General features: G+C 73.6%; 8 protein-coding genes and 1 tRNA gene. 7 read left to right on the top strand and 2 right to left on the bottom strand.

What is annotated here, in order from left to right; genetic code table 11:
• Positions 1–66: 66 nt before the first annotated feature.
• From ABWI04_RS40725 to ABWI04_RS40710, 4 genes are all read left to right on the top strand, one after another.
• Entirely contained in the window at positions 67–858 is a 792-nt protein-coding gene (locus tag ABWI04_RS40725; RefSeq protein WP_353835747.1) for a GNAT family N-acetyltransferase, read from the top strand.
• 92 nt (positions 859–950) lie between these two features.
• Positions 951–1,021, top strand: a tRNA-Asn gene (locus ABWI04_RS40720).
• Positions 1,022–1,046: 25 nt separating this feature from the next.
• Entirely contained in the window at positions 1,047–1,487 is a 441-nt protein-coding gene (locus tag ABWI04_RS40715) for an HNH endonuclease (protein WP_345176053.1), read from the top strand.
• 196 nt (positions 1,488–1,683) lie between these two features.
• Positions 1,684–2,706 (top strand): coiled-coil domain-containing protein, encoded by a 1,023-nt coding sequence (locus ABWI04_RS40710; RefSeq protein WP_345176050.1) that lies wholly within the window; start codon positions 1,684–1,686, stop codon positions 2,704–2,706.
• Positions 2,707–2,731: 25 nt separating this feature from the next.
• Here the strand turns inward: ABWI04_RS40710 and ABWI04_RS40705 are convergent, their stop codons facing one another.
• Positions 2,732–3,787, bottom strand: coding sequence for a Gfo/Idh/MocA family protein (locus tag ABWI04_RS40705; protein WP_345176048.1), 1,056 nt, complete (start codon positions 3,785–3,787; stop codon positions 2,732–2,734).
• 128 nt (positions 3,788–3,915) lie between these two features.
• On the opposite strand from ABWI04_RS40705, the gene ABWI04_RS40700 reads away from it, so the two are divergent.
• Both ABWI04_RS40700 and ABWI04_RS40695 read left to right on the top strand, forming a co-directional pair.
• Positions 3,916–5,565: an NAD(P)/FAD-dependent oxidoreductase gene (locus ABWI04_RS40700; protein WP_345176045.1), complete on the top strand. Its 1,650-nt coding sequence runs from the start codon at positions 3,916–3,918 to the stop codon at positions 5,563–5,565.
• A complete protein-coding gene (locus ABWI04_RS40695; RefSeq protein WP_345176043.1) occupies positions 5,562–6,983 on the top strand; it encodes an ATP-binding protein in 1,422 nt (473 codons plus the stop codon). Before ABWI04_RS40700 ends, ABWI04_RS40695 begins: the two co-directional genes overlap by 4 nt.
• On the opposite strand, the gene ABWI04_RS40690 is transcribed toward ABWI04_RS40695, so the two are convergent.
• Positions 6,977–7,378 (bottom strand): VOC family protein, encoded by a 402-nt coding sequence (locus tag ABWI04_RS40690; RefSeq protein ID WP_353835746.1) that lies wholly within the window; start codon positions 7,376–7,378, stop codon positions 6,977–6,979. The genes ABWI04_RS40695 and ABWI04_RS40690 overlap by 7 nt on opposite strands.
• A gap of 55 nt (positions 7,379–7,433) precedes the next feature.
• On the opposite strand from ABWI04_RS40690, the gene ABWI04_RS40685 reads away from it, so the two are divergent.
• The gene (locus tag ABWI04_RS40685) at positions 7,434–7,844 is read left to right on the top strand and encodes a MarR family winged helix-turn-helix transcriptional regulator (RefSeq protein WP_353835745.1); all 411 of its coding nucleotides are present in this window, start codon (positions 7,434–7,436) and stop codon (positions 7,842–7,844) included.
• Positions 7,845–7,849 lie beyond the last annotated feature (5 nt).

Here is a 7,849-nt window from a genome sequence, read left to right as displayed (position 1 = left end):
AAGCTGAGCCCCCTCATCCCGCGCGCGGGATGAATACTGTCGGTGCCCGGCCCTACGCTTCCGCGCATGGCGAAGGCGAAGACGGCCAAGGCCGCTCCGGGCGCCGACCGTCCCGGCGAGGTCGACATCCAGGTCCGCCCCGGGTACCGGCGCCGCGGCCTCGGCGCCCGGCTCCTCGCCGCGGCCGCGGAGGGTCTGCGCGCCGACGGCCGCTCCAGCGTGATCGCGCAGGTCCTCGCGGGCACCCCGGCCGTCCCGTTCCTGGAGTCGCACGGCTTCGAGTGCGTGCTGACCCTGCGCGGCATGCTGCTGCGGCTGGACGACGTGCCCGCCGAGCGCGTGGCGCGGCTGCTGGCCGCGGCGCCCGCCGGGTACCGGCTCGCGCGCTGGCGGGGCGTGGTGCCGGACGAGCACGCCGACGCCCTCGCCCGCGCCAAGCACGCCATGGCCGACTTCGCCGAGTACGAGGGGACGCCCTGGGACGCGCACCGCGTCCGCGAGATGGCCGAGATCGTCGCCAAGCGCGGCGACGACCTCTACACGGTCGCGGCGCTGTCGGGAGGCGTCATCGCCGGGTTCACCGAGGTCGTGGTGCCGGCCGGGTGCGCCGGGCGCGCGGCGCAGTACGACACGGCGGTGCTGCCCGAGCACCGCGGCAGGCGGCTCGGCATCTGGGTGAAGGCGGCGATGCTGCGCTGGCTGGGGGAGGAGTGCCCCGGCGTGCGGGAGATCGAAACGGACAATTCCGGCGACAACGCTCACATGCTCGCCGTGAACGAGGAGCTCGGCTTCCGGCTGGAGCGCGAGTCCCTGGAGTACCAGGCGGCCGTGTCCGACCTCCCCGCCTCCGGTCGCTGACCGGAAAACACGTTGCCCCCGCGGCCCGCCGCTGGGCATTCTCAGGGAGGTCTTCCGGGAAATGCCCGGAAGGCGGAGAATTGCCGAAGCATTTCCTCGTAGTTCAACGGCAGAACGCCGCACTGTTAATGCGGATATCCAGGTTCGAATCCTGGCGGGGGAGCGGCACGGGCCAGGGAGGTGACGCGGTGAACGTGCTCGTCCTGAACGCGTCGTACGAACCCATGCAGAGGGTCGATCTGCGGCACGCCATCCGCATGCTGGTGCGCGAGGTGGCCGTGGTCGAGGAGGCGGAGGAGGGCCGCACCTTCGGCCGCTTCCCGGTTCCGCGGGTCCTGCGCCTCGTCCGCTACGTCGCGATGCGCTGGAGGCACGGCAGGCGCCCGCCCTGGACCAAGCGCGGCGTGTATCTGCGCGACGGGGGCCGCTGCTGCTACTGCGGGAAGCGCGGCAACACGATCGACCACGTCCACCCGCAGTCCCGCGGCGGCGCGGACACCTGGGAGAACACCGTCCTGGCGTGCGGCAGGTGCAACAACCGCAAGGGCGACCGGACGCTCGCCGAGGCCGGGCTGCGGCTGCTGTCGTCGCCGCGGGTGCCGCGCTGGGAGGAACTCGTCGGGCCGTGACGGGGGGCGCCGGGTCCGCCCGGCGTGCCCGGGGGAGGGGCCGGACCGCACCGGGCGGTCCGGCCCTCGGCCTCCCGGCGCGGCGCCGTCCGGTAGTCCGCGCGTGACGGTGTGTGTTTTGTGAAGCTTGTGAGGTAAATAGGGCGATTGTGGTAATGTGCCGCCAATCTTGAGCTTTGTTATCTAGGAGAGATCTGTGGCGGCCCTCGATCCCCCCGGCAGGACTCCCCGCCCCCCACGCGGGCGAGGAACGGCGAAGCGCCTGGCGGCGCTGGCGCTCGCGGCGGGCGTCTCGGCGGCGCTGCCGCCGGTTTCGGGCAGCGCGGCGGCTCTCCCGCAGCAGCCGAAGGACCTGAAGAAGGAGTACGCCAAGCTCAAGGCGCGCTCGGAGAAGCTCTCCAAGGAGTACCGGGGCGAGCTGGTCTCCCTCGAAGAGGCGAAGAAGGCCGCCGAGCGCGCGGGCGCGGACGCGACCCGGGCCGGCCGCGAGTACGACGCCGCCCGCGTCGACATCGCCCGCCTGGCGTCCACCACCTACATGACCGGCCGCCTCGACGTGATCCCGATGATCTCCTCGGCCGAGCCGGGCGCCGCCGTCCGCGACGCCGCCGTGATCGAGCACATCACGCGCAACAACGGCCGCCGCATCCAGAACCTGGAGACGCTGAGCGCCAAGGCGGTCCAGTCGCAGGCGACGGCCAGGAAGAAGCTGGACGCGGTCAAGAAGGAGATCGACGACCTGGAGGGCCAGCGCGCCCGCGTCAAGAAGCTCCTCGCCAAGTACAAGCCGGAGACGACCCGCACCACCGCCCCCGCCGGCGGCGGCCGCCCGGACGGGGCGAGCGGCGCGAAGTCCCCGATCGTCGGCAACTCCATGACCGCGCGGATGCGCACCGTGCTGCTGGAGATCGACGGGAAGTTCGGCGCCTTCCCCACCATCGGCTGCGCGCGGCCCGGCGACCCGCAGGACCACGGCTCGGGCCGGGCATGCGACTTCATGGAGAGCACCGGCGGCAGGATGCCGAGCGCGTCCGCCCAGGCGCACGGCGACCGGGTCGCCCAGTACGTGATCGACAACGCGTCCCGCCTCGGCATCAAGTACGTCATCTGGAAGCAGCGCATCTACGACATGCGCGGCAGCGGCGGCTGGAGCCAGATGGAGGACCGCGGCAGCGTCACCCAGAACCACTTCGACCACGTCCACGTCTCCGTGCTCTGACGGGTCCGCGCCCCTCCCCGGCTTCTCACCGGTCGCCGGGTTCGACGACGGCGGACTCGCGGGCGGAGCGGGCGGCGGCCTCGATGACCTCCAGCCCGGTGATCGCCTCGGCGAGCGTGACCGGGGGCGGCGCGCCGTCCCGCAGGGTGCGCAGGACGCCGGCGTAGAAGTCGTGGTAGGCCCCGGCGGCCGTGGGCTCCGGCGCCTCGTGCCCGGGGACGCCGAGCATGCCGCTGGACCCGGGCGGAGCGATGCCGTAGCCGGGGTCCTTGGGGGTGAGGCCCGCGCGGAGCTGCTCCTCCTGGACGTCCATGCCCGAGACCGCGTACGCCGCGTCGCTGCCGAGGACCCGGAAGCGCGGCCCGGGGCTGGCCGCGGTGGCGCTCATCCAGAGGTGCGACCGGGCGCCGCCCGGGTGGGTCAGGGCCACGAACACGTCGTCGGCGGCCGTGGCTCCGGGGCGGCGGGTGTCGATCTCGGCGTAGACCCGGTCCGGGGGGCCGAGCAGCGCGATGGCCTGGTCGACGAGGTGGGAGCCGAGGTCGAACAGGATGCCGCCCGCGTCGCGGGGGTCGGCGCTCTCCTTCCAGCTCTCCCTGACCTGCGGCCGCCAGCGCTCGAAGCGGGACTCCAGGCGCCGGACGTCGCCGAGGGCGCCGGAGGAGGCCAGCCGCCGCACCGTCTGGAAGTCGCCGTCCCAGCGGCGGTTGTGGAAGGGGAAGACCGGCAGGCCCCGGACGGCGCTCAGCGCGGCGAGGGAGCGGGCGTCGGCCGAGGTGGCCGCGACGGGCTTGTCCACGACGACGGGCAGGCCCGAGGTCAGCGCCGTCCGGGCCAGCGGCACGTGCTGCCGGTTGGGGGCGGTGACCACCACCAGGTCGCAGGCGCCCGAGGCCCCCCACAGCCGGTCCACGCTGTCGAGGACCTCGGCCTCCGGGTACCGCTCGCGCACGGCCCGCTGCCGCTCCGGGGCGCCGGTGACGACCGCGGCCAGCCGCATCCCCGGGACGGACGAGATCAGCGGGGCGTGGAACACCGAGCCGCCGGTGCCGTATCCGATCAGAGCAACGCGCAGGTCCATGTGCCGATCATGACCGATGCCGCGGCGGCGGCGGGGCGGCGGGGCCCCGATCGGCGGTGCGGGGCCCGCGCGCCAGGCGCCGGATCCACGTAGGCTTTCGTACGGGGTTGTGTCGGAACGAGGGGGACATGTTGTCCAAACCAGTGCTGCTGACGGTCGACGACGACCCGGGCGTGTCCCGGGCCGTGGCGCGGGACCTGCGCCGCCGGTACGCCGAGGGGTACCGGATCGTGCGCGCCGAGTCGGGCGGGCAGGCGCTGGAGGCGCTGGGCGAACTGCGGCTGCGCGGCGACGACACGGCCGTGCTGCTCGCCGACTACCGGATGCCCGGGATGGACGGCGTGGAGTTCCTGGAACGCGCCATGGACCTGTTCCCGTTCGCGCGCCGGATCCTGCTCACCGCCTACGCCGACACCGACGCGGCGATCCGCGCTATCAACGACGTCGACCTCGACCACTACATGCTGAAGCCGTGGAACCCGCCGGAGGAGAAGTTCTACCCGGTGATCGACGAGCAGCTCGACGCCTGGGCGCGCGTCGACCGGCGCCCGCCGGGCGAGCTGCGGGTGGTGGGGCACCGCTGGTCGTCCCGCTGCTACGAGGTCCGCGACTTCCTGGCCCGCCACCAGGTGCCCTACACCTGGCTGATGGACGGCGACCCCGAGGGCGCCCAGCTGGTCACGGCGGCGGCGTGCCCGGAGCTGCCGCTGATCGTCACCGCGGACGGAAAGACGCTGTCGGCCCCGTCCGACGCCGAGCTGGCCGCCGCGGTCGGCCTGCCGAGCACCCCGTCCACCGGCTTCTACGACCTGATCGTCGTCGGCGGCGGCCCGTCCGGCCTCGGCGCGGCCGTGTACGGGGCGTCCGAGGGCCTGAGGACGGTGGTCGTGGAGCGCCGCGCCCTCGGCGGCCAGGCCGGGCAGAGCTCCCGCATCGAGAACTACCTCGGCTTCCCCGACGGGGTGAGCGGCGCGCAGCTCGCCGACCGGGCCCGCCGCCAGGCCGACCGGTTCGGCGCCGAGCTGCTGCAGGCCGGCGAGGTCACCTCCCTGGAGGCGCGGGGCACGGCCCGGGTGGCGCGGCTGTCGGACGGGACGGAGATCGCCGCGCACGCCGTCATCCTCGCCACCGGCGTCTCCTACCGGCGCCTCAACGCGCAGGGCGTGGACGACTTCGTCGGGCGCGGCGTGTACTACGGCGCCGCGCTCACCGAGGCGCCGTCCTGCGCGGACGAGGAGGTCGCCGTCGTCGGCGGCGCCAACTCCGCGGGCCAGGCGGCCGTGCACCTGGCCAAGTACGCCAGGAAGGTGCACATCATCGTCCGGGCCGAGGGCCTGGAGAAGTCGATGTCGCACTACCTGGTCGAGCAGATCGCGGCGACGCCCAACATCGAGGTGCACACCGGCAAGACGGTGTGCGCGGCGGAGGGCGCCGACCGGCTGGAACGCCTCACGTTCGCGTGGCCGGGCGGGAAGAAGACCATCGACGCGCACTGGCTGTTCGTGTTCATCGGCGCGGAGCCGGGCACGCAGTGGCTGGACGGCTTCGTCGAGCGCGACGCGCGCGGATACGTCCTGACCGGGCCCGACCTCGTCGGCGGGGGCCGCCGCCCCGCCGGGTGGCCGCTCGCCCGCCAGCCCTACCACCTGGAGACCAGCGTCCCCGGGGTGTTCGCGGCGGGCGACGTCCGCGCGGAGTCGATGAAGCGGGTGGCGTCCGCGGTCGGCGACGGCGCGATGGCCGTCGCGTTGGTCCACCGTTACCTGGAGCAGGCATGAACACCGCGTCACCGGAGCAGCTGCGGGAGCTGTTCCTCTTCGAGGACCTCGACGACGAGAAGCTCGGCTGGCTGTCGGCCTGCGGGACGGTCGCGGACTACCCGCGGGACGGGATCATCTGCGCCCAGGGCGACGCCGCGGAGTTCCTCTACGTGCTGCTCGACGGCGAGATGGTGATGACCCAGAACGTCCGGGGCCACGTGGCGCAGGTCAGCCGGACCGACCGGCCCGGCACCTACGGTGGGGCGGTGCAGGCGTACCTGGGCGACAAGATCGAGCAGAGGTACCAGCACTCGCTGCGCGCGACGCGCCCCACACGGGTCTTCGTGCTGCCGGCGTACAAGTTCGCCAAGATGGTCCGCAAGTGGTTCCCGATGGCCACGCACCTGCTGGAGGGCGTCTTCTTCGGGATGACCAACGCGCGGCGGGTCGTCGACCAGCGCGAGCGCCTCACCGCGCTCGGCACCATCACCGCGGGCCTCACCCACGAGCTGAACAACCCGGCCGCCGCCGCGGCGCGGGCCAGCGCCGAGCTCGGCGACCGGCTGATCGGCGCGCAGAAGAGCCTCGCCGACCTCGCCGCGCAGGGCGTCGACTGCACCCATCTGAGCGCGCTGGTGTCGCTGCGCCCGGCGCTGCCCGCCGCGCCCGGCGGGCGACGCAGCCCGCTGGAGGTCAGCGACGCCGAGGACGAGCTCGGCGACTGGCTGGAGGAGCACGGCGTCGAGGACGCCTGGGACCTCGCGCCGGGCCTGGTGGCCGCCGGGATCGGCATCGAGCAGGCCGAGGAGGTCGAGCGGGCGGCGGGCGGCCACCTGCCCGCCGCGATCCGCTGGCTGGCCGAGGTGATGGAGGTGACCCAGCTCCAGGCGGAGATCTCCGAGGCGATGGGCCGCATCACCGCGCTGCTGGACTCGGCCCGGCAGTACTCCCAGCTCGACCGCGCGCCCTACCGGCGCACCGACCTGCGCGAGCTGCTGGACAGCACGCTCACCATGCTCAAGCGCAAGTTCGGCGACGGCGTGACGGTCAAGACCGTCTACGACGAGACGCTGCCGCCCGTCCCGGTCTACGCGGCCGAGCTGAACCAGGTGTGGACCAACCTGATCGTCAACGCGCTGCAGGCGATGCAGGGCAGCGGCACGCTGACGATCCGCACCGCCCGCGAGGACGACTACGCGCTGGTGGAGATCGCCGACACGGGGATCGGCATCCCCGAGGAGGACCTCGACCGCATCTTCACGCCGTTCTTCACCACCAAGCCGGTGGGGCAGGGCACGGGGCTCGGCCTCGACATCTCCTGGCGCATCGTCGCGGGCCGGCACGGCGGCGACATCCGGGTGGAGTCGCTGCCCGGCGACACCCGGTTCCAGGTCCTGCTCCCGCTCACCGAGCCCGCCGAGGAGCCCGCTCAGTAGGACTGGAGCTCCAGCAGGTTCCCGCCGGGGTCGCGCAGATGGGCGGTGCGCAGCCCCGGCCCCCACTCGGGACGGTCCCGCGGCCCGGCGACCTGGACGGCGCCGAGCCCGCGGAGCGTCCCGGCCGCCGCGTCGACGTCGTCCACGCGCAGCACCAGCATCGAGCCGTCCTGCCCGGACGGCGCGGGCAGGTCCGCGGTGCCGACGGTCTCGGCCATCCGCGCGCGCCCCATCACGACCAGCGCGGCCTCGCCCCGCAGGTCCCAGTTCGCGTACTCGGCCTCCGGGATCAGCTTGACCGGCTCGATCCCGAGCAGCGCGCGCAGCGCCGCCTCGTAGAAGGCCGCGCAGGCTCGGAAGTCGTCCACCAGAAGGCGCGGATACAGCGCGTCCATGCCGTCCCCAATCGTGGGTGCTCACCAATGATTGGGGAAACCCTACAATAGGCGGATGGACGAGACCGCCGGGCCCCTGCCGCCCCGCCTGCTCGGGATCACCGCGTTCGTGCTCGCCCAGGTCGGGCGGGCCGGACGGTCGCGGATGGGCCGCATGTTGGACGAGCACGGCCTCGGCCTCTGGCACTTCGCCGTCCTGTCCGCGCTGGACGACGCCGCGCCCGCCTCGCAGCGCGACCTGGCCGTCCGGCTGCGCATCGACCCGAGCGACCTCGTCGAGGTCGTGGGCCGGCTGGAGGAGGCCGGGCTCGTCCGCCGCGAGCGCGACCCGGCCGACCGCCGCCGCTACGTGGTCGAGCCGACCGCCGAGGGCCGACTTATGAGGTGCTCAGGATGTTCGGACTCGACCCGCCTGACCTGCGGTCGAGTGACCTCTGGGACGATGTGGAATCCACCGAGCGGGTGACAACG

Origin of the sequence: Actinomadura sp. NPDC000929, from assembly GCF_040492065.1 — a bacterium.
Classification (GTDB): Bacteria; Actinomycetota; Actinomycetes; order Streptosporangiales; family Streptosporangiaceae; genus Spirillospora; species Spirillospora verrucosospora.
This window is presented reverse-complemented; position numbering and strand designations above follow the sequence as displayed.